The organism is Mesorhizobium sp. 113-1-2, from assembly GCF_016756475.1.
Classification (GTDB): domain Bacteria; phylum Pseudomonadota; class Alphaproteobacteria; order Rhizobiales; family Rhizobiaceae; genus Mesorhizobium; species Mesorhizobium loti_C.
In genome coordinates, this window is sequence record NZ_AP023242.1 from 4,920,884 (window position 1) to 4,941,194 (window position 20,311).

Genomic DNA, 20,311 nt, shown 5'->3' on the forward strand with positions numbered 1-20,311 from the left:
AATCTTTAAATTCCCTTACCGCGCCTTGGCGGCCGCTGCGAGCACGGCTTCAATCTCGGCGGTAACCGCGTCGATGCTGGCCATGCCGTCGACCGTCTTGAGCCTGCCCTTGGCATAGTAGTAGCCGGTCAGCGGAGCGGTCTTCTTGTAATACTCCCGCAGGCGCTCTTCGAACACCGCGGGATTGTCGTCCTTGCGCACCGGCTGGCCAACCGCCTTGGCATCCTCGGCGCGCTTGACGATGCGGCCGACCAGGGCCCTGTCGTCGACGACCAGTTCGATGACTGTGTCGAGGCTGATGCCACGCTCAGAAAGCATCGATTCAACCGCATCGGCCTGCACCAGCGTGCGCGGGTAGCCGTCGAGGATGAACCCCTTGGCGCAATCAGCCTGGTCGATGCGTTCGGCGACGATGGCGTTGACGATGGCGTCGGACACCAGCTCACCGGCATCCATCACCGCCTTGGCACGCTTGCCGACTTCGGTACCGGCCTGAACGGCCGCACGCAGCATGTCACCCGTCGAAAGCTGGGGTATGCCGTATTTGTCTACCAGTCTTTGTGCTTGTGTCCCCTTGCCCGCTCCTGGCGGCCCAAGCAATATCAACCTCATCTGGCTTTCTTCCCCCCGCGCAGCTTCGACTTCTTGATCAGGCCTTCATACTGGTGCGCGATCAGGTGGCCCTGAATCTGCGCAACCGTATCGAGCGTGACACTGACCACGATCAGAAGCGATGTGCCACCGAGGTAGAACGGTACGCCAGTCGCCGAGATCAGGAACTCCGGCAGCAGGCACACCAGCACCAGATAGATGGCGCCGATGACGGTGATGCGGGTGAGAACGTAATCGATGTAATCGGCGGTGCGCTCGCCCGGACGATAGCCCGGGATGAAGCCCGAATGCTTCTTGAGCTGGTCGGCGGTGTCCTTCGGGTTGAAGACAATCGCTGTATAGAAGAAGGCGAAGAACACGATCATCGCCGCATAAAACAGCATGTAGAGCGGCTGGCCGTGGCCAAGCGAGGCCAGGATGGTGCTCGCCCAGGCAGGCATGTTGGTCGTCTGCGAGAAGCCGGCGACGGTGGCCGGCAGCAGCAGCAGCGACGACGCGAAGATCGGCGGGATGACGCCCGACGTGTTGAGCTTCAGCGGCAGATGCGAAGTGTCGCCCTGGAACATCCGGTTGCCAACCTGGCGCTTCGGATACTGGATCAGCAGGCGGCGCTGAGCGCGCTCGAAGAACACGATGAGCGCGATGACGACGATGGCGAGCACGATGATCGCCAGGATCAGGCCGGTCGACAGGGCGCCGGTGCGGCCGAGTTCCAGCGTGCCGGAAATGGCATGCGGCAGGCCGGCGACGATGCCGGAGAAGATGATCAGCGAAATGCCGTTGCCGATGCCGCGCGCGGTGATCTGCTCACCAAGCCACATCAGGAACATGGTGCCGCCGACCAGGGTGACGACGGTCGAGATGCGGAAGAACATGCCAGGATCGCTGACAATGCCGTTGCCGTTCTCAAGCCCGACCGAAATGCCGTAGGCCTGCACCAGGGCCAGAAGCACGGTGCCGTAGCGCGTGTACTGGTTGATGACCTTGCGGCCCTGTTCGCCTTCCTTCTTCAGCGCTTCCAGCGACGGGATGACCGAGGTCATCAGCTGCATGATAATGGAGGCGGAGATGTAAGGCATGATGCCGAGCGCGAAGATCGCCATGCGCTGCACGGCGCCGCCGGCGAACATGTTGAACATGCCGAGCACGCCCTTGCTCTGCGAAGAGAAGGCCTGGGCGAAGGCGTCGGGATTGATGCCTGGAAGCGGGATGTAGGTGCCGAGGCGATAGACGAGCAGCGCGCCGATGGTGAACCAGATGCGTTTCTTCAGGTCCTCTGCCTTGGCAAAGGCCGAGAAATTCAGATTCGAGGCTAGTTGTTCAGCAGCCGAAGCCATGCCTGATTCTCCGCTTGGTAACGCTTGATGGCCCGTGAGGTCAGGCGGTGCGTTTCACCGAAGCTCACGAGATAAGCTCCGGGCTCTAAACATGCAAGCGGCCGCGTTGACGCGGCCGCTTAATTGAGCAGATCAAAGCGCAATCGTGAGCAAAAACGGGATCCCACTCTTGCCGATCGCGCTTCAAATTGCCGTTACTCGGCAGCTGCCTTTTCCGGCAACTTGACCGAGCCACCAGCCTTTTCGATCTTCTCGATCGCAGCCTTGGAAGCGCCGGCAACGTCGAAGGCAAGCTTAGCCTTCAGCTCGCCATCGGACAGCACGCGCACGCCATCCTTGACGCGGCGGATGACGCCGGCGGCGACAAGCGCCTCGGCCGTCACGGTTGCCTTGGCGTCGAGCTTCTTGGCGTCGACGGCTTCCTGGATGCGCGCCAGCGACACGACAACGAAGCTCTTGGCGAAGATGTTGTTGAAGCCACGCTTCGGCAGACGCCTGTAGAGCGGCATCTGGCCGCCCTCGAAGCCGTTGATGGCGACGCCGGAGCGCGCCTTCTGGCCCTTGACGCCGCGACCGGCGGTCTTGCCCGAGCCGGAACCTATGCCACGGCCGAGACGCTTCTTGGAATGCGTCGCGCCGTCCTTGTCACGCAGATCGTTGAGTTTCATCTGAGTTCTCCTGCGCTTTGGCTCAGCCCTCGTCCACGACGCGGACGAGATGCTGAACGGCGGCGATCATGCCACGCACGGAAGGCGTATCTTCCAGGGTGCGCTGCTTGTGCATCTTGTTGAGGCCGAGGCCGACCAGCGTCGCGCGCTGTTCCTTCGGACGGCGGATCGGCGAACCGATCTGCTCAACGGTGATGGTCTTGGTTGCTTTCTTGGCCATGGTCAAAATCCCTGGTCAGATCGACTATTCTTCAGCCGCAACGGCGGTGCCGCGGCGGGCCTGAAGGGTCGAATACTTGATGCCGCGCGCGGCAGCCACATCCTTGGGATGCATCTGGCTCTTCAGCGCGTCAAAGGTGGCGCGAACCATGTTGTACGGGTTCGACGAACCCATCGACTTGGCGACCACGTCATGCATGCCGAGCGTCTCGAAGACAGCGCGCATCGGGCCGCCGGCGATGATGCCGGTACCCTGCTTGGCAGCGCGCAGCAGAACGCGTCCGGCGCCCCAACGTCCCTCGACGTCGTGATGCAGCGTACGGCCCGAGCGCAGCGGCACGAAGATCATGTCGCGCTTTGCCGATTCGGTTGCCTTGCGGATGGCTTCCGGCACTTCGCGTGCTTTGCCATGACCGAAGCCGACGCGGCCCTTCTGGTCGCCGACGACGACGAGTGCGGCGAAGCCGAAGCGGCGGCCGCCCTTGACGACCTTGGCGACGCGGTTGATGTGGACGAGCTTGTCCACCATGCCGTCATCGCGCTCTTCACGCTCGCGGCCGCGGCCGCCTTCCCTACGTTCCTGTGCCATATCCTGTTCCTTGTTTTTTTCCGGAAGCACGGTTGATGATGAGATCCGGCGCCTCTGTGGGTCACCGGGGGCGAAAGTTATTTTTTCCTTTGCATGATCTTATCCGAAAAGTCTGCAACTTTTCGGGATCAAGCATTAGAAACTAAGACCGCCTTCGCGGGCAGCCTCGGCCAGCGCCTTGACGCGGCCGTGATAGATGTAGGCGCCGCGATCGAAGACGACTTCCTTGACGCCGGCCTTGGTGGCGCGCTCGGCGATCAGCTTGCCGATCGCGGCAGCGGCCGCGGTGTCGGCCCCGGTCTTGAGCGAACCCTTGAGGTCCTTCTCGAGCGTCGAGGCTGCAACGATGGTGTGACCCTTGGCGTCGTCGATGACCTGAACGTAAATGTTCTTCGACGTGCGGTGGACCGACAGACGCGGACGGTCGCCGGCGACCTTCTTGATCTGGCGGCGGACGCGCTGCGCACGGCGCTGGATGGATTCTTTGCTAGCCATGATAGTTCCTTGCCTTCAAAAAACGGGGGCCGCCATATGCGGTAGGCGAAAGCGCCTCCCGCGACCGCTCCCCGCGGCGTTAAATCCTCTGGTTTGGCCCCTTCCGAAAAATCTTAAACTTTTCGGGGCCAAGCCTATTACTTCTTCTTGCCTTCCTTGCGGACGATCTTCTCGCCAGCGTAGCGGACGCCCTTGCCCTTGTAAGGCTCAGGGCCGCGGTATTCGCGGATCTCGGCAGCCACCTGGCCAACCTGCTGCTTGTCGATGCCGGCAACGGTGATCTCGGTCGGCTTCGGCACCGTGATGGTGATGCCGGCCGGCGTCTCGTAGACGACGTCATGGCTGAAGCCAAGGGCCAGCTGCAGGTTCTTGCCCTGAAGCGCGGCACGATAGCCAACGCCGGTGATCTCGAGCTTCTTCTCGAAACCGTCCTTGACGCCCTGCAGGATGTTGACGATCTGCGTGCGCGACATGCCCCACTTCGAGCGGGCGGTCTTGGTCTGGTCGCGCGGCTCGACAGCAATCTCGCTGCCTTCCATCTTGACCAGGACTTCGTCGTTCACCACGAACTTCAGCTCGCCCTTGGGGCCCTTCGCCGTCACGGTCTGGCCGTTGACGGTCGCGGTCACGCCCTGCGGCAGCGAAACGGGTTTCTTTCCAATACGAGACATTTTGTTGTCCTCGTCACTTCTCTTGTTTCAGGTCTCTGTCTTCGGAACGATCCGAAGACCGGATTCCAATTTGCGGTCAGCTGCCAGATCAGAAGATCTGGCAGAGGATCTCGCCGCCGACGTTCTGTTCGCGGGCTTCGTGATCGGCCATCACGCCCTTCGGCGTCGAAAGGATGGCGATGCCGAGGCCGTTGGCGACGTGCGGGATCGACTTGGCCGAGACGTAAACGCGGCGGCCCGGCTTCGAGACGCGGGCGATTTCGCGCACGACCGGCGCACCGTCGAAATACTTCAGCTCGATTTCGATTTCGGACTTGCCGTTGTCGAAGTCGGTCTGGCTGTAGTCGCGGATATAGCCTTCAGCCTTCAGCACGTCGAGGACGCGGGTGCGCAGACGCGAAGCCGGCGTCGAGACACTCGACTTCTTGCGGCCGTAGGCGTTGCGGATGCGGGTCAGCATATCGCCGAGAGGATCGCTCAATGACATGTTATGTCCTCCTTACCAGCTCGACTTGACCAGGCCCGGGATCTGGCCGTTATTGCCGAGATCACGAAGCGCGATGCGCGATACTTTGAGCTTGCGATAGTAGGCACGCGGACGGCCGGTGACTTCGCAGCGGTTGCGGATGCGGATCTTGGCCGAGTTGCGCGGCAGGGCAGCAAGCTTGAGCTGAGCGCGGAAGCGCTCCTCCATCGGCTTGGACTGATCCATGATGATCGCCTTAAGGGCAGCGCGCTTGGGACCGTACTGGTCGGCAAGCTTGCGGCGCCTGTTGTTCTTCTCGACTGAGCTGGTCTTTGCCATTTCAGATTTTTCCTTTTCTCGCTGCCGTTACTGGCGGAAGGGGAAGTTGAAAGCCTTGAGCAATGCCCGGGCTTCGTCGTCCGTCTTCGCAGTCGTACAAACGATGACGTCCATGCCCCAGATCTGATCAACCTTGTCGTAGTTGATCTCCGGGAACACGATGTGCTCCTTGATGCCCATGGCGTAATTGCCACGGCCATCGAAGCTCTTGGGGTTCAGTCCGCGGAAGTCGCGGACGCGCGGCAGCGCGATGTTCACGAGGCGGTCGAGGAACTCGTACATACGTTCCTTGCGCAGCGTGACCTTGGCGCCGATCGGCATGTTCTCGCGGACCTTGAAGCCAGCGATAGAATTGCGGGCGCGGGTGACGACGGCCTTCTGGCCGGCGATCATCGCCAGGTCCTCGGCGGCAACCGAGGGCTTCTTGGAATCGGCGGTCGCTTCGCCAACACCCATGTTCAGCACGATCTTGTCGAGGCGCGGAACCTGCATGTCGTTTTCGTAGCCGAACTGCTCCTGCAGCGCCTTGCGGATGGTCTCGTTGTAGACCTGCTTCAGACGCGGCGTGTTGGTGGCAGTCGCCTGCTTGCTTTGAGCCTTAGCCATTGATGACTTCTCCCGAGCGCTTGGCGACGCGCACCTTCTTGCCGTCCTTCTGGAAGATGAAACCGACGCGGGTCGGCTTGCCATCCTTGGGGTCGGCCAGCGCGATGTTCGACAGCTGGATCGGCGCTTCCTTGGTGATGATCCCGCCCTCTTGGGACTGGGACTGCTTCTGGTGACGACGGATCATGTTGACGCCGCGCACCAGCGCGGTGTCATCCTTCGGCTGAACCGAGAGGACTTCGCCCGACCGGCCCTTGTCCTTGCCGGCCAGCACGACGACCTTGTCGCCTTTTCTAATCTTTTGCATTGGTCCGGCTCCTTACAGCACTTCAGGCGCGAGCGAGATGATCTTCATGTGGTTCTTGGCGCGGAGTTCGCGCGGAACCGGTCCGAAGATACGCGTGCCGATCGGCTCTTTCTTGTTGTCGACGAGAACGGCCGCGTTCTTGTCGAAACGGATCACGCTGCCGTCCGGGCGGCGGATGTCCTTGGCCGTGCGAACCACGACCGCCTTCATCACATCACCCTTCTTAACGCGGCCGCGCGGAATGGCTTCCTTGATGGACACCACGATGATGTCGCCCACGGAAGCGTATTTCCGCTTCGAGCCGCCCAGCACCTTGATGCACATGACACGACGCGCGCCGGAATTATCCGCCACGTCGAGGTTTGTTTGCATCTGAATCATGACTGGCCGCCTTCTTCTTTTCTAACGGGACGGGTTTTTCACCCCTCCCCGGTCTGTCCAAAATTCGTTGTTTACGCCTGGTCCGAAGACACGACGATCCAGCGCTTGTCCTTGGAAATCGGCTTCGATTCCTGGATGAACACCTGATCGCCAACCTTGTGGGCGTTGTTCTCGTCGTGCGCCTTGTACTTCTTGGTCATGCGCACGGTCTTCTTCATCACGGGATGCGTGAAGCGCCGTTCGACCTTGACGACAACCGTCTTCTCGTTCTTGTCGCTGACGACGGTGCCCTGCAGAATGCGCTTTGGCATGGTTTTCGTCCTTAAGCCTTCTTGGCTGCGGACTTTTCCGCAGCGATGGTCTTGATACGCGCAATGTCCTTACGGACCTGCCTCACGCGCGCGGTCTTCTCGAGCTGGCCGGTGGCCTTCTGGAAGCGCAGGTTGAACTGCTCTTTCTTCAGGCTGGCCAAATCGTCGGTCAGCTGGTCCTGGGTCTTGGTCCGGATGTCTTCGGCTTTCATGATCAGCCCGTCCTTATTCTGCGATGCGCTGTACGAAGCGCGTCCTGACCGAGAGCTTGGCCGCGCCGAGACGCAGCGCCTCACGGGCGGTTTCTTCACTGACGCCGTCGATCTCGAACATGATGCGGCCCGGCTTGACGCGTGCCGCCCAGTAGTCGACGGCACCCTTGCCCTTGCCCATGCGGACTTCGGTCGGCTTCGACGTGACCGGCAGATCCGGGAAAATACGGATCCAGACGCGGCCAGCGCGCTTCATTTCGCGAGTGATCGCGCGGCGGGCCGCCTCGATCTCACGCGCGGTGACGCGGTTCGGCTCAAGCGCCTTCAGCCCGAAACCACCGAAATCCAGGTTGGTGCCGCCCTTTGCGGTACCATGGATACGGCCCTTGAACTGCTTGCGGAACTTTGTGCGCTTTGGCTGCAGCATCGTTCTAACTCCAAATTCCTAAATGTCTCAGGCGTTTTCGCGACGACGACCGCGTTCGCGATCACCACCACCGCCATGCGCAGCATCACCCTCGGTCGCGCGGCGTTCCGAAGCCATCGGATCGTGCTCGAGGATCTCGCCCTTGAATACCCAGACCTTGACGCCGCAGATGCCGTACGCCGTATTCGCCTCGGCCGTGCCGTAGTCGACATCGGCGCGCAGCGTGTGCAGCGGCACGCGGCCTTCGCGGTACCACTCCATGCGGGCGATTTCGGCGCCGCCGAGACGGCCCGAGCAGTTGATGCGGATGCCTTCGGCACCGAGGCGCATCGCCGACTGCACGGCGCGCTTCATGGCGCGGCGGAACGCGATACGGCGCTCAAGCTGCTGGGCGATCGACTGGGCGACCAGGGTCGCGTCGATTTCCGGCTTGCGCACTTCGACGATGTTGAGGTGCGTCTCGGACTTCGTCATCTCCATCAGCTTCTTGCGAAGCTTCTCGATGTCGGCGCCCTTCTTGCCGATGATCAGACCCGGGCGCGCGGCATGGATGGTGACGCGGCACTTCTTGTGCGGACGCTCGATCACGACCTTGGAGATCGCGGCCTGCTTGAGTTCCTTCTCAAGATACTTGCGGATCTTGATGTCCTCATGCAGCAGCTTGCCGTACTCGCCGGTGTTCGCGAACCAGCGCGAATCCCAGGTGCGGTTGATGCCGAGGCGAAGACCGATCGGATTGACTTTCTGGCCCATTATGCGGCCTCCCCTTTTTCTTCGACTTCACGAACGACGATCGTGAGGTGCGAGAACGGCTTCTCGATACGGCTGGCGCGACCACGGCCACGAGCGTGGAACCGCTTCATGACAATCGACTTGCCGACATAGGCTTCCGCCACCACCAGCGCATCGACATCGAGGTCGTGGTTGTTTTCCGCGTTGGCGATCGCCGATTCCAGCGTCTTCTTGACCGTGCCGGAAATCCGCTTGGCCGAGAATTCGAGATCGGAAAGCGCTGTCGCGACCTTCTTGCCGCGGATCAGCGCGGCAACGAGGTTCAGCTTCTGCGGGCTGATACGGATCGTGCGCAATACGGCGCGCGCTTCGTTATCAGCAAGCCTGCGCGGAGCTTTGGCCTTGCCCATGATTATTTCCTCTTCGCCTTCTTATCCGCGCCGTGACCGTAATAGGTCCGGGTCGGAGCGAATTCACCGAACTTATGACCGACCATGTCCTCGTTCACCGAGACGGGAACATGCTTCTGGCCGTTGTAGACACCGAAGGTGAAGCCGACGAACTGCGGCAGGATGGTGGAGCGACGGCTCCACATCTTGATCACCTCATTGCGACCACCTTCACGAACCTTGTCCACCTTCTTGAGAAGGTAGCCGTCGATGAAGGGGCCTTTCCAAATAGAACGAGTCACTTGGCGTTACCTCTTCTTAGCTCTTGCGCTGATGGCGCGAGCGCAGGATGAACTTGTCGGTCGCCTTGTTGGACCGCGTCTTCTTGCCCTTGGTCGGCTTGCCCCACGGGCTGACCGGATGACGGCCACCGGAGGTGCGGCCTTCACCACCGCCATGCGGATGGTCGACCGGGTTCATGGTCACGCCGCGATTGTGCGGACGTTTGCCACGCCACACCGTGCGGCCGGCCTTGCCGTCGTTGATGTTGCCGTGGTCGGGGTTCGACACGGCACCGACGGTGGCCATGCAGGAGCCGTGAACGACACGCTGCTCGCCCGAGTTGAGGCGCAGGATCGCCATGCCCTGGTCGCGACCGACGAGTTGGGCGTAACCGCCAGCCGAACGGGCAACCTGGCCACCCTTGCCCGGCTTCAGCTCGATGTTGTGGACGATCGTGCCAACCGGCATCGATGCCAGCGGCATCGCATTGCCCGGCTTCACGTCGACCGCTTCGCCAGCCACGATCTTGTCGCCGGCGGCAAGGCGCTGCGGGGCGATGATGTAGGACAGCTCGCCATCGTCGTACTTGATCAGCGCGATGAAGGCGGTGCGGTTCGGATCGTATTCAATGCGCTCGACCGTGCCGACAACGTCGAACTTGCGGCGCTTGAAGTCGATGATGCGGTACGAACGCTTGTGACCACCGCCGATGAAGCGGGCGGTGATGCGGCCGTAATTGTTGCGGCCGCCCGACTTGGTCAGGCCTTCGGTCAGACCCTTGACAGGCTTGCCCTTGTAGAGGCCCGAGCGGTCGACGATGACCAGCTGGCGGGTGCTCGGCGTTACCGGGTTGAATTTTTTCAGTGCCATTGTTCTGTCCTCGCGGCCTTGCTCAGAGACCCGTCGCGACGTCGATCGACTGGCCGTCGGCCAGCGTCACAATCGCCTTCTTGACGTCGCTCTGGCGGCCGATCGTGCCGCGGAAGCGCTTGATCTTGCCCTTGCGGACAAGCGTGTTCACGGCCATCACCTTGACGCCGAACAGCGCTTCGACGGCGGCCTTGATTTCCGGCTTCGACGCCTTCTTGGCGACGTTGAAGACGACCTGGTTCTGCTCGGAAGCCATGGTCGACTTTTCGGTGATCGCCGGGCTGACGATCACGTCGTAGTGACGAAGGTCGGTCATTTAAAGCGCTCCTCGAGAGCCTCGACGGCGGCCTTCGAAAGGACCAGCGTGCCGCGGCGCAGAATGTCGTAGACGTTGATGCCCTGGATGGGCAGCACGTCGATGTTGGGAATGTTGGTCGCGGCCAGCTTGAAGTTCTTGTCAAGCTCGGCGCCACCAATCACCAGGGCGTTGCTCAGGCCCAGCGTCGCGAAATTCGCGATCAGCGCCTTGGTCTTGGCCTCGGTCAACTTCAACTCGTCGATGATGATGATCGACGCGCTCTTGGCCTTGGCCGAGAGAGCATGCTTCAGGCCCAGAGCGCGCACCTTCTTCGGCAGATCGTGCTCGTGGCTGCGAACGACCGGGCCGTGGGCCTTGCCGCCGCCGCGGAACTGCGGAGCGCGTGCCGAATGGTGGCGGGCGCGGCCCGTACCCTTCTGCTTGTACATCTTGGCGCCAGTGCGCGCGATTTCGGCGCGGCCCTTGGCCTTGTGCGTGCCCTGCTGCTTCTTGGCAAGCTGCCAGCGCACGACGCGCTGCAGGATGTCCTCGCGCGGATCAAGGCCGAAAATCTCCTCGGAGAGTTTCACCTTGCCGGCGTCCTTGCCGCCAAGCGTTGTGATCTTGAGATCCATTATTCCGCTCCCTCTGTGGCCGGAGCCTCGTTCTTAGCAACGGCGCGGATCGCGGCAGGCTTCGGCGCATTGGCCGGCAGTGCCACCTTGGCCGCGTCGCGGACCAGGATCCAGGCGCCCTTCGATCCGGGAACCGCTCCGCGGATCAGGATCAGGCCGCGGTCGGCATCGGTCGAGACGATCTCGACGTTCTGCGTGGTCACGCGGGTGTCGCCCATATGGCCGGCCATCTTCTTGCCCTTGAACACCTTGCCGGGGTCCTGGCGCTGGCCGGTCGAACCGTGCGTACGGTGCGAGACCGAGTTACCGTGCGTCGCGCGGCCACCACCCATGTGGTGACGCTTGATGACGCCCTGGAAACCCTTGCCGATCGTCGTGCCCGTCACATCGACCTTCTGGCCGGCGACGAAGTGCTCGACGGTGATCTCGGCGCCGACATCGATCATGTTGTCGGCGGAGACGCGGAACTCGGCGACCTTCGCCTTCGGCTCGACGGAAGCGGTCGCGAAATGGCCGCGCAACGCCTTCGACGTGTTCTTCACCTTGGCGAGGCCAACGCCGAGCTGAACGGCGGTGTAGCCATTCTTCTCCTGCGTGCGCTGCGCCACGACCTGGCAGTTCTCCATCTGGAGAACGGTGACGGGAACATGTTCCCCGGCATCGTTGTAGATGCGGGTCATTCCCACCTTCTTTGCAATCACACCTGAACGCATCGGTTCAATTCCTTTAGAGTTCCGGGCCAGGGGCACCGCCCCTTACCGCGCTCTCATTCCCTTAGAGCTTGATCTCGACGTCGACGCCGGCGGCCAGATCGAGCTTCATCAAAGCATCGACGGTCTGCGGGGTCGGATCGACGATGTCGAGCAGACGCTTGTGCGTGCGCATCTCGAACTGCTCGCGGCTCTTCTTGTCGACGTGGGGCGACCGGTTCACCGTGAACTTTTCGATCCGCGTCGGCAGCGGAATGGGGCCGCGGACGTTTGCGCCGGTGCGCTTGGCCGTCGACACGATTTCCTTCGTCGAGGCGTCGAGCACGCGGTGATCAAACGCCTTCAGGCGGATGCGGATATTCTGTCCGTTCATGCGTCACTTCCTTGTTCTGGCGCGGCGCGGGCAACTTCCGCGCCCGCGACAGATCGGTTTAAGTCCAAATTACTCTTTGATGGTGACGACGATGCCGGCACCGACGGTGCGGCCGCCTTCACGGATGGCGAAGCGCAGCTTCTCTTCCATGGCGATCGGCACGATCAGCTCGACATCGACCGTGATGTTGTCGCCAGGCATGACCATCTCGGTGCCAGCCGGCAGCGACACGATGCCGGTCACGTCCGTCGTGCGGAAGTAGAACTGCGGACGGTAGTTGGTGAAGAACGGCGTGTGACGGCCACCTTCGTCCTTGGTCAGGATGTAGGCTTCGGCCACGAACTTCTTGTGCGGCTTCACCGTGCCCGGCTTGGCCAGAACCTGGCCGCGCTCGACACCTTCACGATCAACGCCACGCAGCAGCGCGCCGATGTTGTCGCCAGCCTGGCCCTGGTCGAGCAGCTTGCGGAACATTTCAACGCCCGTGCAGGTCGTCTTGGTCGTCGGACGGATGCCGATGATTTCGAGTTCCTCGCCAACCTTGACCACGCCGCGCTCGACGCGGCCGGTCACGACCGTGCCGCGGCCCGAGATCGAGAACACGTCTTCGATCGGCATCAGGAACGGCTTGTCCAGCGGACGAACCGGGGTCGGGATGTAGGCGTCGACCTGAGCCATCAGCTCGCGGATCGCGTCCTCGCCGATGGTCTTGTTCGAATCTTCAAGAGCAGCCAGCGCCGAACCCTTGACGATCGGAATGTCGTCGCCGGGGAATTCGTTCTTCGACAAAAGCTCGCGCACCTCGAGCTCGACCAGTTCGAGGAGCTCAGCGTCGTCGACCTGGTCGACCTTGTTGAGGAACACAACGATCGACGGCACGCCGACCTGACGGGCGAGCAGGATGTGCTCGCGGGTCTGCGGCATCGGGCCGTCGGCGGCCGACACGACCAGGATCGCGCCGTCCATCTGCGCGGCACCGGTGATCATGTTCTTCACATAGTCGGCGTGGCCGGGGCAGTCGACGTGGGCGTAGTGGCGGTTGGCCGTCTCGTATTCGACGTGAGCCGTCGAGATGGTGATGCCGCGGGCCTTCTCTTCCGGCGCCGCATCGATCTGGTCGTAGCGCTTGTACTCGCCAAAATACTTCGTGATCGCCGCCGTCAGCGACGTCTTGCCATGGTCAACGTGACCAATCGTGCCGATGTTCACATGAGGCTTAGTGCGCTCGAATTTACCTTTTGCCATGTGATGTCTCCATTTCCTGCTCGCCCAAGCGGGCTTTGAATTGCGTTACCGCGACGGCTCTTTCGAGTTACGCGTATTTTTTCTGGACTTCCTGAGCGACCGCGGTCGGGACCGGCTCGTAGTGATCGAACTGCATCGTGTAGGCCGCGCGGCCCTGGCTCATCGAGCGCAGGTTGTCGACGTACTTGAACATGTTGGCGAGCGGCACCATCGCATTGATGACGACGGCCACGCCGCGTGCTTCCTGGCCCTGGATCTGGCCACGACGGCCGTTCAGGTCGCCGATGACGCTGCCGACATAGTCTTCCGGCGTCACGACTTCGACCTTCATGATCGGCTCGAGCAACTGCACGCCAAGCTTGGGTGCAGCTTCACGGAAGCAGGCGCGGGACGCGATTTCGAAGGCCAGAACCGAGGAGTCGACGTCGTGGTAGGCGCCGTCGATCAGCGTCGCCCGGACGCCGATCATCGGGAAGCCCGCGAACGGACCAGCGCCCATGACGCTCTGGATGCCCTTTTCGACACCCGGAATGTATTCCTTCGGCACCGCGCCGCCGACGATCTTGGATTCGAAGACGAACTCTTCGCTCTCCGTGTTCGGCTCGAAGATAACTTTCACGCGGGCGAACTGGCCGGTACCGCCGGTCTGCTTCTTGTGCGTGTAGTCCTGCTCGTGCTTGCGGGTGATCGTCTCGCGATAGGCCACCTGCGGAGCGCCGACATTGGCTTCGACCTTGAACTCGCGACGCATGCGGTCAACGATAATGTCGAGATGCAGTTCGCCCATGCCGGAGATGATGGTCTGGCCGCTTTCCTCGTCGGTCTTGACGCGGAAGGACGGATCCTCGGCAGCCAGGCGATGAAGGGCGAGGCCCATCTTTTCCTGGTCGTTCTTGGTCTTCGGCTCGATGGCGATCTGGATGACCGGATCGGGGAATTCCATGCGCTCGAGGATCACCGGATGCAGCGGATCGCACAGCGTGTCGCCAGTGGTCGTGTCCTTGAGGCCAGCCAGGGCGACGATGTCGCCGGCGAAAGCTTCTTCGACGTCGGCGCGCGAATTCGCATGCATCTGCAGCATGCGGCCGATGCGCTCCTTCTTGCCCTTGACGGTGTTGTCGACCGAGATGCCCTTGGTCAGCTTGCCCGAATAGATGCGGGCAAAGGTCAGCGAACCGACGAACGGGTCGTTCATGATCTTGAAGGCGAGCATCGACAGCGGCTCGTCGTCGACCGCATGACGCTCGATCTCGGCGTCGGTCTTGGCATCGACGCCCTTGATGGCGGGAACGTCGGCCGGCGACGGCAGGTATTCGACAACGGCGTCGAGCAGCGGCTGCACGCCCTTGTTCTTGAAGGCCGAGCCGCAGAACATCGGGAAGAACTTGACCGCGATCGTGCCCTTGCGGATGAGCGAGCGGATCTCGTCATTGCCCGGCATCTTGCCTTCGAGGTAGTTCTCAAGCGCCGTCTCGTCCATTTCGACAGCGGCTTCGATCATCTTCTCGCGGTATTCCACGGCACGAGCCTGAAGGTCGGCCGGGATCTCGACGACGTCCCAGGCAGCGCCCAGGGTCTCGTCACGCCAGACAAGCGCGTTCATCTCGACGAGGTCGACGACACCCTTGAATTCGGTCTCGGCACCAATCGGCAGCTGCATGACGACAGCCTGCGCACCAAGGCGCGAGCCGATCATCTCGACCGAGCGGTAGAAGTCGGCGCCGATCTTGTCCATCTTGTTACAGAAGATCATGCGCGGCACGCGGTACTTGTCGGCCTGGCGCCAGACGGTTTCCGTCTGCGGCTCGACACCGGCGTTGGCGTCGAGCAGCGCAATGGCGCCGTCGAGCACGCGCAGCGAACGCTCGACTTCGATGGTGAAGTCGACGTGTCCGGGGGTGTCGATGATGTTGAAGCGGCGCATCTTGCCGTCACGGCCCTTCCAGAAGGTCGTGGTGGCGGCGGACGTGATGGTGATGCCGCGTTCCTGCTCCTGCTCCATCCAGTCCATGGTGGCAGCGCCGTCGTGCACTTCGCCGATCTTGTGCGACTTGCCCGTGTAGTAGAGGACGCGCTCGGTGGTCGTCGTCTTGCCGGCGTCAATATGCGCCATGATGCCGAAATTGCGGTAGTCTTCGATTTTGTATTCGCGGGCCATCGTAGCTGCCTCTCAGTCCTGTTCGCGCTTTACCAGCGGTAGTGTGCGAAAGCGCGGTTGGCTTCAGCCATCTTGTGGGTGTCTTCACGCTTCTTGACGGCCGTGCCGCGGTTGTTGGCCGCGTCCATCAGCTCGCCCGAGAGGCGGTCGACCATCGTGGTCTCGTTGCGGTTGCGGGCAGCCGCGATCAGCCAGCGGATGGCCAATGCCTGGCGGCGCTCGGGGCGCACGTCGACCGGAACCTGGTAGGTGGCGCCGCCGACGCGACGCGAACGGACTTCCACATGCGGCGCGACATTGTCGAGCGCCTGATGGAAGACGGTGACCGGCTCCTGCTTGGTCTTCGACTGGACCTGGTCGAGCGCGCCGTAGACGATAGTCTCGGCGACCGACTTCTTGCCGTCATACATGACGGCGTTCATGAACTTGGTAACGATCAGATCACCGAACTTCGGATCCGGGTTGATCTCACGCTTTTCTGCACTGTGACGACGCGACATGGCTTTTGTCTCTCAATCTCGTAGCCCGACGCTTTGAAGCAGCGCCAGAGCCGGAAAATCTTACTTCGGACGCTTGGCGCCGTACTTCGAACGGCGCTGCTTGCGGTTCTTCACGCCCTGCGTGTCGAGCACGCCGCGGATGATGTGATAGCGAACGCCCGGAAGATCCTTGACGCGGCCGCCGCGGATCATGACCACGGAGTGTTCCTGAAGGTTGTGACCTTCGCCGGGGATGTACCCGATCACTTCAAAACCATTGGTCAGGCGGATCTTGGCCACCTTGCGCAGCGCCGAGTTCGGCTTCTTCGGCGTCGTTGTATAGACGCGCGTGCAGACGCCCCGCTTCTGCGGGTTCTGCTGCATGGCCGGGACCTTGTTGCGCTTCACCGGCGCTATGCGCGGCTTGCGGATCAGCTGGTTGACGGTAGGCATTAAACCCTCTTGTCTCTCAATTCCGTGTCTCGCCCGGTCAGGGCCGCTCAAAGCGTCATTTCCATACGCAAATTCGGGCCATAAACCGCGCCTCGCGGTCTTGCCCGAACAAATGGCAGAGGAAGCGGAAGCCGCTTCGTGCACGCCGGAAATGTCTTTTCGCTCGTAAAACGAACCCTGTTTGAGGCAAACTCCAAAGCGTGTCGCTTCGGAAGGGAGAGCCTCACATCGGTTCTGACTGGGCGGCTTCTACTCGTAAGCCCGCGAAGCGTCAACCCCGGAGCGGCAAATATTGCATTGAAGCCGGGGCTTGGCAGCTATGCGAAAGGCGCATGTAATTTTCTTTCGCCGTTTTGCAAGGACGGAGAAGAAAGTGACCGGCTTTTGGCTGTCGCACGGCCCGGCTTCATGCGAAAAGTCCGCCTGAGCAGTCAAAATCCCCTCGCCCGCGCTTTGCCAGGAGGAATCAGCCCGTGAACGACAACGAAGAACGCCCGGTCACCATCATCACCGGCCGGGTGTGGAAGCGCAAAGGCGGCAAGGTAGAAGGCGTGCATGTCATGCTGGTTGCGCCCGACGACGATTCGGCGGTGCGCCGCGCCCTCGAATCGCTTGCGGCGGAAGGTTACGCCGAGGCCGAGCTCGACCAGATCGGCGATATGGATGGCGTGCCGGACGACGAGCCGCATCTGTCTGCCTATCAGGGCGCGCTCGAAGGCGAAGTGTCGATCGTGACCTTCGACGTGCCGATCTGAAACCAAGGAACCGACGATGGCCGGATCAAGAGCGGTTGAACCTGCATCCCGGGCCTGGGCCGACCGGGCGGTCGCCGCGATCGAGGCCGACCAGCACCGTTCGGCCGACACGCATCTCTGGAAACTCGACCTGCCGGCGCTGCCGGGCATCGACTTCTACCTCAAGGATGAGTCCACCCATCCGACCGGCAGCCTGAAGCACCGGCTGGCGCGTTCGCTGTTTCTCTATGCACTGTGCAATGGCCTGGTCCGCGAAGGCACCCCGGTGATCGAAGCGTCATCAGGCTCGACAGCGGTGTCGGAAGCGTATTTCGCCCGCATGATCGGCGTGCCGTTCTATGCGGTGATGCCCCGGTCGACGTCGCGCGAAAAGATCGCCGCGATCGAGCACTATGGCGGCAACTGCCATTTCATCGATGACGGCAGGCGCATCTATGCTGAGTCGGCCGAACTGACCGAACGGCTCGGCGGCCATTTCATGGACCAGTTCACCCATGCCGAACGCGCCACCGACTGGCGCGGCAACAACAACATCGCTGATTCCATCTTCGGACAGATGCGCGAGGAGCGGCATCCCATCCCAAGCTGGATCGTGATGAGTGCCGGGACGGGCGGCACCACGGCCACGATCGGCCGATACCTGCGCTACAAGCAGCACGCCTCGCGGCTGTCGGTGGCGGATGTCGAGCGCTCCGCCTTCTTCGAAGGCTTTGCCACGCACGATCGCGAGTGCCGCTGCGAGCAGCCGTCGCGCATCGAAGGCATTGGCCGGCCGCGCATGGAGCCGTCCTTCGTGCCAGGTGTCATCGATCACATGCTGCGGGTGCCGGATGCCGTATCGCTGGCGGCGATGCGGGTGTTGTCGCGCCGGCTCGGCCGCCGTGTCGGTGGTTCGACCGGCACCAACTTCATCGCCATGTGCTTTCAGGCGGCGCGCATGATCGAGCATGGCAAGACCGGTTCGCTGGTGACGCTGATCTGCGATTCCGGCGACCGCTATGCCAACACCTACTATTCTGATGAATGGCTGGCGGCCAACGGCCTCGACCCCTCGCCTTTCGAGCCAGCGATCGAGGCCTTTCTGGAGGGCGGAAAACTGACGGTGGAATTCGAGGAAAGCTGGGGCTGAGCTTTCGACCCCACATGGCCGCTTCCAGCTTGCCCGGGGCAAGTGTTCTGATAGAAACGCTCACCATCATCAAACAGACGGAGCGGCCGTGTCCCAGCCCATCAAGATAGGCATCGTCGGCGTCGGCAAGATCGTCCGCGACCAGCACCTGCCGGCTTTGGCGAAAGACCAGGACTATCGGCTCGTCGCCGCCGCCAGCCGGCATGGCAAGGTCGACGGCATCCCGAATTTTCCGACCATCGAGGCGATGCTCGACGCGGTGCCGGAGCTTGAGGCCGTCTCGCTCTGCATGCCGCCGCAATTCCGTTACGATGCCGCGCGCACCGCGCTTGAGGCGAAGAAGCATGTCTTCCTGGAAAAGCCCCCGGGCGCCACGGTCAGCGAGGTCGAGGACCTGAAGGTGCTGGCCGCGAAAAACGGCGTCTCCCTGTTTGCCAGCTGGCACTCGCGCTATGCGCCGGCGGTGGAGGCCGCGCGCAGCTTCCTCGCATCGACCCGGATCCGCTCGGCAGCGATCATCTGGAAAGAGGACGTGCGCCGCTGGCACCCGAACCAGGACTGGATCTGGGCTCCGGGCGGCTTCGGCGTCTTCGATCCCGGCATCAACGCGCTGTCGATCGCGACCCACATCCTGCCGGCGATGTTCATCACCGCGGCCATGCTCGATTTTCCCGAAAACCGCGCCGCCCCGGTCGCGGCGCAAGTCACCTTCCGCACCTCGAACGGATTGCCGGTGACAATGGACCTCGACTGGCTGCAAACCGGACCGCAAAGCTGGGACATCCTGGCCGACACGGATGCCGGCAAGATGGTGCTTTCCGGCGGTGGCTCGAAGCTCGCCATCGACGGCCGTGTCGTCCATCAGGAGCCGGAAGCCGAATACCCGATGCTTTACAGGCGTTTCGCCGAGATCGTGCGCGCCGGCACCTCCGACGTCGATCTCGCGCCGCTGCAGCATGTCGCCGACGCCTTCATGCTCGGCAAGCGCAACGTGGTCGAGGCGTTTTTCGATTGAATTGAATGGGAAGGATCTGGCGTTGCTATCGTGAGCCTTGGCCGGGATATGTTCCTGGCTTAGCCCCGGAGATGATTGGTGCGGTGCGACGTCCGAATTCCAATTCGTTCAGCACATCTTGAACGGCGATCTCAAGATCGGATTGACCCCAGCCAGGCTGCGCAATCTCGCCATACCGAACGAAATTTGAGCGGTCGAAACCGTGCTCGAGGTCGTTGTATGAGATCACGGTTCGGCCGATCAGCGCCACAACCCAAATGCGAAGATCATCGCCTGCCGAGGTCCGATGAATCCATTGTTCCGGGTCAATGCTGATCATATCCCACAGCCTTCGCTGCGCAACGCTCATGCGGTCCCGACCCGCGTTGATCCGGTCCCAGAGAGCTGCCTCGTTCATCTTTCCAACACCCTTCGAGATCATGCTGGCGTTATCACTCGACGATCGCGATCGCAAAGCCGTCATACCCCTTGGCGCCGACTGTCTGGATGGCGGTGCCATCCAGACGCTTGTCGCCGCCGATGAATGAGAACGCCGCCCGGGCGCCGACCACGTTTGCGTCGTGGCCACCCGCGTCGAGCACCGCGCCGTCGCGGATGACATTGTCGCAGATGATCACGGTCCCCGGCCGCGAAAGCCGCATGGCCCAGGACAGATAGTTCGGGTTGTTCGGCTTGTCGGCGTCGATGAAGATGAGATCGAACGGCCCGGCTTTTTCTGCGCCTAGCGCGGCAAGCGACTGAAGCGCCGGCCCGACCCGCAAGTCCACCCGTTCCGACACACCTGCCCGTTCGAAATTCGACCGCGCGACGCCGGCGTGATGCGGATCGAGTTCAAGCGTAACGATCTTGCCGTCCTTGGGCAGGGCGCGCGCCATCCAGATCGTCGAGTAGCCCCCCAGCGTGCCGATTTCGAGAACCTTCTTCGCGCCCTGAATGCGCGCAAGAAGCGAGAGCAGCTTGCCTTGCGCCGCCGAGACGTCGATCGGTGGCAGGCCTTGGTCGCGGTTGGCGGCCAGAACAGCGTCGAGGGCGGGATCTGCGTCGAACAGGGCATCAACAATGTAGTCGTCGACCGCGGCCCAAGTCTTCTTGCTCATCGTTTCTCCTCCGATCCATTGAAAGCCAAAACGCGAAAAGAGCGCCGCTTG

32 protein-coding genes are annotated in these 20,311 nt (G+C 62.1%); 3 read left to right on the forward strand and 29 right to left on the reverse strand.

From position 1 onward, the window contains the following. Positions 1-15: 15 nt before the first annotated feature. From JN279_RS23800 to rpsL, 27 genes are all read right to left on the reverse strand, one after another. Positions 16-612: an adenylate kinase gene (locus JN279_RS23800; RefSeq protein ID WP_096445662.1), complete on the reverse strand. Its 597-nt coding sequence runs from the start codon at positions 610-612 to the stop codon at positions 16-18. Then, on the reverse strand, positions 609-1,949 hold the full coding sequence (gene secY, locus JN279_RS23805) for a preprotein translocase subunit SecY (RefSeq protein ID WP_095203286.1): 1,341 nt from the start codon (positions 1,947-1,949) through the stop codon (positions 609-611). The genes JN279_RS23800 and secY overlap by 4 nt, the downstream gene beginning before the upstream one ends. 194 nt (positions 1,950-2,143) lie before the next feature. Further along, positions 2,144-2,617: a 50S ribosomal protein L15 gene (gene rplO, locus JN279_RS23810; protein WP_010909286.1), complete on the reverse strand. Its 474-nt coding sequence runs from the start codon at positions 2,615-2,617 to the stop codon at positions 2,144-2,146. A gap of 22 nt (positions 2,618-2,639) precedes the next feature. Continuing rightward, a complete protein-coding gene (gene rpmD, locus JN279_RS23815; protein WP_006205449.1) occupies positions 2,640-2,837 on the reverse strand; it encodes a 50S ribosomal protein L30 in 198 nt (65 codons plus the stop codon). 24 nt (positions 2,838-2,861) lie between these two features. Continuing rightward, complete coding sequence (rpsE, locus tag JN279_RS23820) at positions 2,862-3,425, reverse strand: 30S ribosomal protein S5 (RefSeq protein WP_032933400.1); 564 nt, start codon at positions 3,423-3,425, stop codon at positions 2,862-2,864. A 135-nt stretch (positions 3,426-3,560) separates the two neighbouring features. Beyond that, positions 3,561-3,920, reverse strand: coding sequence for a 50S ribosomal protein L18 (rplR, locus tag JN279_RS23825; RefSeq protein ID WP_095203285.1), 360 nt, complete (start codon positions 3,918-3,920; stop codon positions 3,561-3,563). 137 nt (positions 3,921-4,057) lie between these two features. Continuing rightward, a complete protein-coding gene (gene rplF / locus JN279_RS23830; RefSeq protein WP_095203284.1) occupies positions 4,058-4,591 on the reverse strand; it encodes a 50S ribosomal protein L6 in 534 nt (177 codons plus the stop codon). An 88-nt stretch (positions 4,592-4,679) separates the two neighbouring features. Next, complete coding sequence (rpsH, locus tag JN279_RS23835; protein WP_006205453.1) at positions 4,680-5,078, reverse strand: 30S ribosomal protein S8; 399 nt, start codon at positions 5,076-5,078, stop codon at positions 4,680-4,682. 12 nt (positions 5,079-5,090) lie between these two features. Beyond that, positions 5,091-5,396, reverse strand: coding sequence for a 30S ribosomal protein S14 (gene rpsN, locus JN279_RS23840; RefSeq protein WP_010909282.1), 306 nt, complete (start codon positions 5,394-5,396; stop codon positions 5,091-5,093). Between the two features lie 27 nt (positions 5,397-5,423). Beyond that, positions 5,424-6,002, reverse strand: coding sequence for a 50S ribosomal protein L5 (gene rplE / locus JN279_RS23845; protein ID WP_096445659.1), 579 nt, complete (start codon positions 6,000-6,002; stop codon positions 5,424-5,426). Next, entirely contained in the window at positions 5,995-6,309 is a 315-nt protein-coding gene (gene rplX, locus JN279_RS23850; protein WP_006205456.1) for a 50S ribosomal protein L24, read from the reverse strand. The genes rplE and rplX overlap by 8 nt, the downstream gene beginning before the upstream one ends. Before the next feature lie 12 nt (positions 6,310-6,321). Next, positions 6,322-6,690, reverse strand: coding sequence for a 50S ribosomal protein L14 (gene rplN, locus JN279_RS23855; protein ID WP_006205457.1), 369 nt, complete (start codon positions 6,688-6,690; stop codon positions 6,322-6,324). 71 nt (positions 6,691-6,761) lie between these two features. Next, positions 6,762-7,001, reverse strand: coding sequence for a 30S ribosomal protein S17 (rpsQ, locus tag JN279_RS23860; protein ID WP_010909280.1), 240 nt, complete (start codon positions 6,999-7,001; stop codon positions 6,762-6,764). 11 nt (positions 7,002-7,012) lie between these two features. Further along, complete coding sequence (gene rpmC / locus JN279_RS23865) at positions 7,013-7,213, reverse strand: 50S ribosomal protein L29 (protein WP_006205459.1); 201 nt, start codon at positions 7,211-7,213, stop codon at positions 7,013-7,015. A gap of 13 nt (positions 7,214-7,226) precedes the next feature. Beyond that, positions 7,227-7,640, reverse strand: coding sequence for a 50S ribosomal protein L16 (gene rplP / locus JN279_RS23870; RefSeq protein ID WP_010909279.1), 414 nt, complete (start codon positions 7,638-7,640; stop codon positions 7,227-7,229). A 27-nt stretch (positions 7,641-7,667) separates the two neighbouring features. Further along, on the reverse strand, positions 7,668-8,393 hold the full coding sequence (rpsC, locus tag JN279_RS23875; protein WP_010909278.1) for a 30S ribosomal protein S3: 726 nt from the start codon (positions 8,391-8,393) through the stop codon (positions 7,668-7,670). Then, the gene (gene rplV, locus JN279_RS23880) at positions 8,393-8,782 is read right to left on the reverse strand and encodes a 50S ribosomal protein L22 (protein WP_010909277.1); all 390 of its coding nucleotides are present in this window, start codon (positions 8,780-8,782) and stop codon (positions 8,393-8,395) included. Before rplV ends, rpsC begins: the two co-directional genes overlap by 1 nt. 2 nt (positions 8,783-8,784) lie before the next feature. Next, complete coding sequence (gene rpsS / locus JN279_RS23885) at positions 8,785-9,063, reverse strand: 30S ribosomal protein S19 (RefSeq protein WP_006205463.1); 279 nt, start codon at positions 9,061-9,063, stop codon at positions 8,785-8,787. A gap of 16 nt (positions 9,064-9,079) precedes the next feature. Then, a complete protein-coding gene (rplB, locus tag JN279_RS23890; RefSeq protein WP_010909276.1) occupies positions 9,080-9,913 on the reverse strand; it encodes a 50S ribosomal protein L2 in 834 nt (277 codons plus the stop codon). A 22-nt stretch (positions 9,914-9,935) separates the two neighbouring features. After that, on the reverse strand, positions 9,936-10,229 hold the full coding sequence (locus JN279_RS23895) for a 50S ribosomal protein L23 (protein WP_010909275.1): 294 nt from the start codon (positions 10,227-10,229) through the stop codon (positions 9,936-9,938). Then, positions 10,226-10,846, reverse strand: a complete 621-nt coding sequence (rplD, locus tag JN279_RS23900) for a 50S ribosomal protein L4 (protein ID WP_008875667.1) — start codon at positions 10,844-10,846, stop codon at positions 10,226-10,228. Before rplD ends, JN279_RS23895 begins: the two co-directional genes overlap by 4 nt. Continuing rightward, positions 10,846-11,559 carry a 50S ribosomal protein L3 gene (gene rplC / locus JN279_RS23905; RefSeq protein WP_095203282.1) on the reverse strand — a complete coding sequence of 238 codons (714 nt, stop codon included), beginning with the start codon at positions 11,557-11,559 and terminating at the stop codon, positions 10,846-10,848. The genes rplD and rplC overlap by 1 nt, the downstream gene beginning before the upstream one ends. A 61-nt stretch (positions 11,560-11,620) precedes the next feature. Next, a complete protein-coding gene (gene rpsJ, locus JN279_RS23910) occupies positions 11,621-11,929 on the reverse strand; it encodes a 30S ribosomal protein S10 (protein ID WP_010909272.1) in 309 nt (102 codons plus the stop codon). 69 nt (positions 11,930-11,998) lie between these two features. Further along, positions 11,999-13,174, reverse strand: a complete 1,176-nt coding sequence (tuf, locus tag JN279_RS23915) for an elongation factor Tu (protein ID WP_010909256.1) — start codon at positions 13,172-13,174, stop codon at positions 11,999-12,001. Positions 13,175-13,241: 67 nt separating this feature from the next. Then, positions 13,242-15,332 (reverse strand): elongation factor G, encoded by a 2,091-nt coding sequence (gene fusA, locus JN279_RS23920; protein ID WP_096445654.1) that lies wholly within the window; start codon positions 15,330-15,332, stop codon positions 13,242-13,244. A gap of 29 nt (positions 15,333-15,361) precedes the next feature. Continuing rightward, on the reverse strand, positions 15,362-15,832 hold the full coding sequence (gene rpsG, locus JN279_RS23925) for a 30S ribosomal protein S7 (protein ID WP_008875664.1): 471 nt from the start codon (positions 15,830-15,832) through the stop codon (positions 15,362-15,364). A 60-nt stretch (positions 15,833-15,892) separates the two neighbouring features. Continuing rightward, positions 15,893-16,264 (reverse strand): 30S ribosomal protein S12, encoded by a 372-nt coding sequence (gene rpsL, locus JN279_RS23930; protein WP_006333356.1) that lies wholly within the window; start codon positions 16,262-16,264, stop codon positions 15,893-15,895. A gap of 473 nt (positions 16,265-16,737) precedes the next feature. Between rpsL and JN279_RS23935 the strand changes: the two genes are divergently transcribed. The 3 genes from JN279_RS23935 (at position 16,738) to JN279_RS23945 (ending at position 19,163) form a co-directional block, all read left to right on the forward strand. Then, positions 16,738-17,019, forward strand: coding sequence for a transcriptional regulator (locus tag JN279_RS23935; protein ID WP_096445651.1), 282 nt, complete (start codon positions 16,738-16,740; stop codon positions 17,017-17,019). A gap of 16 nt (positions 17,020-17,035) precedes the next feature. Continuing rightward, complete coding sequence (locus JN279_RS23940; RefSeq protein ID WP_202350430.1) at positions 17,036-18,148, forward strand: PLP-dependent cysteine synthase family protein; 1,113 nt, start codon at positions 17,036-17,038, stop codon at positions 18,146-18,148. Positions 18,149-18,236: 88 nt separating this feature from the next. Then, positions 18,237-19,163: a Gfo/Idh/MocA family protein gene (locus tag JN279_RS23945; RefSeq protein ID WP_202350431.1), complete on the forward strand. Its 927-nt coding sequence runs from the start codon at positions 18,237-18,239 to the stop codon at positions 19,161-19,163. Positions 19,164-19,188: 25 nt separating this feature from the next. Here the strand turns inward: JN279_RS23945 and JN279_RS23950 are convergent, their stop codons facing one another. Further along, a complete protein-coding gene (locus JN279_RS23950; RefSeq protein WP_202350432.1) occupies positions 19,189-19,560 on the reverse strand; it encodes a hypothetical protein in 372 nt (123 codons plus the stop codon). A gap of 34 nt (positions 19,561-19,594) precedes the next feature. Next, a complete protein-coding gene (locus JN279_RS23955; protein ID WP_202350433.1) occupies positions 19,595-20,260 on the reverse strand; it encodes an O-methyltransferase in 666 nt (221 codons plus the stop codon). Between the last annotated feature and the right edge of the window lie 51 nt (positions 20,261-20,311).

What these genes read in the sequence shown, in the direction of transcription:
- fusA (WP_096445654.1), bottom strand. Translation starts at nt 15,332, where the DNA reads ATGGCCCGCGAATACAAAATCGAAGACTACCGCAATTTCGGCATCATG.
- JN279_RS23940 (WP_202350430.1), top strand. Translation starts at nt 17,036, where the DNA reads ATGGCCGGATCAAGAGCGGTTGAACCTGCATCCCGGGCCTGGGCCGAC.
- rplO (WP_010909286.1), bottom strand. Translation starts at nt 2,617, where the DNA reads ATGAAACTCAACGATCTGCGTGACAAGGACGGCGCGACGCATTCCAAG.
- rplX (WP_006205456.1), bottom strand. Translation starts at nt 6,309, where the DNA reads ATGCAAAAGATTAGAAAAGGCGACAAGGTCGTCGTGCTGGCCGGCAAG.
- JN279_RS23955 (WP_202350433.1), bottom strand. Translation starts at nt 20,260, where the DNA reads ATGAGCAAGAAGACTTGGGCCGCGGTCGACGACTACATTGTTGATGCC.
- rplB (WP_010909276.1), bottom strand. Translation starts at nt 9,913, where the DNA reads ATGGCACTGAAAAAATTCAACCCGGTAACGCCGAGCACCCGCCAGCTG.
- rplR (WP_095203285.1), bottom strand. Translation starts at nt 3,920, where the DNA reads ATGGCTAGCAAAGAATCCATCCAGCGCCGTGCGCAGCGCGTCCGCCGC.
- rplV (WP_010909277.1), bottom strand. Translation starts at nt 8,782, where the DNA reads ATGGGCAAGGCCAAAGCTCCGCGCAGGCTTGCTGATAACGAAGCGCGC.
- rplD (WP_008875667.1), bottom strand. Translation starts at nt 10,846, where the DNA reads ATGGATCTCAAGATCACAACGCTTGGCGGCAAGGACGCCGGCAAGGTG.
- rplF (WP_095203284.1), bottom strand. Translation starts at nt 4,591, where the DNA reads ATGTCTCGTATTGGAAAGAAACCCGTTTCGCTGCCGCAGGGCGTGACC.
- rplE (WP_096445659.1), bottom strand. Translation starts at nt 6,002, where the DNA reads ATGGCTAAGGCTCAAAGCAAGCAGGCGACTGCCACCAACACGCCGCGT.
- rpsN (WP_010909282.1), bottom strand. Translation starts at nt 5,396, where the DNA reads ATGGCAAAGACCAGCTCAGTCGAGAAGAACAACAGGCGCCGCAAGCTT.
- rplP (WP_010909279.1), bottom strand. Translation starts at nt 7,640, where the DNA reads ATGCTGCAGCCAAAGCGCACAAAGTTCCGCAAGCAGTTCAAGGGCCGT.
- rpsL (WP_006333356.1), bottom strand. Translation starts at nt 16,264, where the DNA reads ATGCCTACCGTCAACCAGCTGATCCGCAAGCCGCGCATAGCGCCGGTG.
- rpsQ (WP_010909280.1), bottom strand. Translation starts at nt 7,001, where the DNA reads ATGCCAAAGCGCATTCTGCAGGGCACCGTCGTCAGCGACAAGAACGAG.
- rplN (WP_006205457.1), bottom strand. Translation starts at nt 6,690, where the DNA reads ATGATTCAGATGCAAACAAACCTCGACGTGGCGGATAATTCCGGCGCG.
- rpsE (WP_032933400.1), bottom strand. Translation starts at nt 3,425, where the DNA reads ATGGCACAGGAACGTAGGGAAGGCGGCCGCGGCCGCGAGCGTGAAGAG.
- rpsJ (WP_010909272.1), bottom strand. Translation starts at nt 11,929, where the DNA reads ATGAACGGACAGAATATCCGCATCCGCCTGAAGGCGTTTGATCACCGC.
- rpmD (WP_006205449.1), bottom strand. Translation starts at nt 2,837, where the DNA reads ATGGCCAAGAAAGCAACCAAGACCATCACCGTTGAGCAGATCGGTTCG.
- JN279_RS23895 (WP_010909275.1), bottom strand. Translation starts at nt 10,229, where the DNA reads ATGACCGACCTTCGTCACTACGACGTGATCGTCAGCCCGGCGATCACC.
- secY (WP_095203286.1), bottom strand. Translation starts at nt 1,949, where the DNA reads ATGGCTTCGGCTGCTGAACAACTAGCCTCGAATCTGAATTTCTCGGCC.
- rplC (WP_095203282.1), bottom strand. Translation starts at nt 11,559, where the DNA reads ATGCGTTCAGGTGTGATTGCAAAGAAGGTGGGAATGACCCGCATCTAC.
- rpmC (WP_006205459.1), bottom strand. Translation starts at nt 7,213, where the DNA reads ATGAAAGCCGAAGACATCCGGACCAAGACCCAGGACCAGCTGACCGAC.
- tuf (WP_010909256.1), bottom strand. Translation starts at nt 13,174, where the DNA reads ATGGCAAAAGGTAAATTCGAGCGCACTAAGCCTCATGTGAACATCGGC.
- JN279_RS23800 (WP_096445662.1), bottom strand. Translation starts at nt 612, where the DNA reads ATGAGGTTGATATTGCTTGGGCCGCCAGGAGCGGGCAAGGGGACACAA.
- rpsH (WP_006205453.1), bottom strand. Translation starts at nt 5,078, where the DNA reads ATGTCATTGAGCGATCCTCTCGGCGATATGCTGACCCGCATCCGCAAC.
- JN279_RS23950 (WP_202350432.1), bottom strand. Translation starts at nt 19,560, where the DNA reads ATGAACGAGGCAGCTCTCTGGGACCGGATCAACGCGGGTCGGGACCGC.
- rpsC (WP_010909278.1), bottom strand. Translation starts at nt 8,393, where the DNA reads ATGGGCCAGAAAGTCAATCCGATCGGTCTTCGCCTCGGCATCAACCGC.
- rpsG (WP_008875664.1), bottom strand. Translation starts at nt 15,832, where the DNA reads ATGTCGCGTCGTCACAGTGCAGAAAAGCGTGAGATCAACCCGGATCCG.